This window comes from Aeromonas sp. Y293-4 (assembly GCF_027705905.1).
Taxonomy (GTDB): Bacteria; Pseudomonadota; Gammaproteobacteria; order Enterobacterales; family Aeromonadaceae; genus Aeromonas; species Aeromonas veronii.
Genome location: NZ_JAPDCI010000059.1, coordinates 1 through 1,826, shown reverse-complemented (window position 1 = coordinate 1,826; position 1,826 = coordinate 1). Strand labels below are relative to the sequence as shown.

At 59.5% G+C, this 1,826-nt stretch carries 3 protein-coding genes; all 3 read right to left on the bottom strand.

Annotation, left to right across the window (positions count from 1 at the left end; translation table 11 throughout):
• The coding region (locus tag OKC31_RS21520) for a DUF1499 domain-containing protein (protein ID WP_042657101.1) at positions 1 to 671 on the bottom strand (671 nt) is incomplete at its 3' end.
• Between the two features lie 180 nt (positions 672 to 851).
• Positions 852 to 1,130, bottom strand: a complete 279-nt coding sequence (locus tag OKC31_RS21515; RefSeq protein WP_042657102.1) for a peptidylprolyl isomerase — start codon at positions 1,128 to 1,130, stop codon at positions 852 to 854.
• 133 nt (positions 1,131 to 1,263) lie between these two features.
• On the bottom strand, positions 1,264 to 1,638 hold the full coding sequence (locus tag OKC31_RS21510) for a hypothetical protein (RefSeq protein WP_270657741.1): 375 nt from the start codon (positions 1,636 to 1,638) through the stop codon (positions 1,264 to 1,266).
• Positions 1,639 to 1,826 lie beyond the last annotated feature (188 nt).

Below are 1,826 nucleotides of genomic sequence, written 5' to 3'. Positions count from 1 at the left end.
GGTTTCAAATTGGGTTTGTAGGCCTGACCGAGTCGCTCGTTCAGGCGGATCAGAAAATCCTCGATCCGCGCCCGGTTGGTACCCAAGTCGCTGCGCCCCTGACGGGAGGCCGATCGCATATCGATGCGAGTCTCTTTCGGGCCGGCAAAGACCCGCAGCGCCACATCATCCTGAAAGCCGAACCAGCCGGTGGTGACCACTGCATCCAGACCATCCGGGCTCGGTCGTACCTGCCAGCCCAGCTCCTGCATCAGTTCGCTGGCTTCAATCACCACTTCGGCAGGGGAGGCCCTGGTAAAGAGAGGACCGGGTTTTGCCTCAACTGCTTTCAGCGGGGCGCTATTAATTGGCAGATCCTGCTCGGTTCTAAGCTCCGCCGCCCAGCGCAGCAGGGGGGGATTGTAGGGATCGGTACTCACATCGTTGATCAGCGGCATGCGCAGCGCCTGCACCACAAAGAGCAGCGGCAGCAACAGCGGCAAGGCGCCAAAGCCGTTGGCGTAGCGGTTGCGGCTCCAGGGCAGGCGCACCAGCAGGATAAGGGAGACAAGCGCTCCGATGAGACAGATCGCAAAACCTATCCACCAGGGCCAGAGATGGAAGCGGCTGCCGAGGGCGCCAGCGAGCGGGAGTAACCAGGCCAGCAGGGGCCACAAGCAAGAGCGGGGCATAGCACGGGATCCATCGTCGAATGTGGACAATGCCGAGAAGGATAAACTTAATTGTCTGATAACGTTAGTAAATTGATGCGAGTTTGGCGTTGTTTCAGCCAGTTTTGCGAGGGGGGATGCAGAGGTCGGTGAAGCCCGCCTGATGCGAGCTTCACCGAGAGAATGGTCAGTTGCGATGGTTTAATTGCGATAGAGCACTTTGATCAGATGGAAGCCGAACTTGGTGCGCACCGGCCCCAGTACCTTGAGCAGTTCGCCCTTGAATACGGCATCGTCGAAGGGCTTGACCATATCCCCTTTATTGAACTCCCCCAGATCGCCGCTACGTTTTGCAGAGGCGCAGGTGGAGAAGCGCTTGGCCATCTGGCCGAAGTCGGCTCCCTTCTCGATCTTCTCCTTGATCTCCATACACTGTTTTTCGGTCTTGACCAGAATGTGCTGGGCACAGGCTTTTTTCATCGGGGCGCTCCTGGGCGTGATGGCGAAGGTTGTTAATGCCAAGTGTGGTGGCAAATGGGGGCGCAAGAGTACCCCAATTTGCCACCGGCGTCAGCCATCACAGCCCGCCGTTTACCGGCGCTGGTCAGCCCTATTATTGGCGAGCGCGGGTGGCTAGCACGGCGCGGGGGCGAGCTTGCCAGATGATCTCCAGCCCGAGCAGGGCGTAGAGGCTCCAGATGGCCAGCGGATTGAGCCACTCGCCCCCCAGTTGCAGGGTCATCAGGGCGCAACCTGCCAGCAGCAAGGTGATGCCTGGCAGCCGCCAGTGGGCGGGCAGCGGGGCCAGCATCGCCATCGCCAGCAGAATACCGAGGCCAAACGGCAGATTCAGGGCGGTAAAGGCCAGTGCCTGTTGGCCACTCATGCCGGTCAGCAGGGCCAGCAGGGCGCTGCAACAGGCGAGGAAGGTGATGAACTCGAGACGATCGGCAATATAGTCAGCCATCTGTTCGCTACGTGTATGCATGATGTGTCTCCTTCAGTTGATGGTTCAAGTGTGAGGGAGTGACGTCTGCAAAGGCAGCGGGATAATTCGATTGCGCTGAACGAGCAATTCTTAATCACCCGCTACGGCGGGCTTTGGCGTGTGCCGGGCCTGCTAAACCGTGAGGGTGGGGCGATGCCGACAAACTCTGTCGTGGTGGGTTTCTGGTG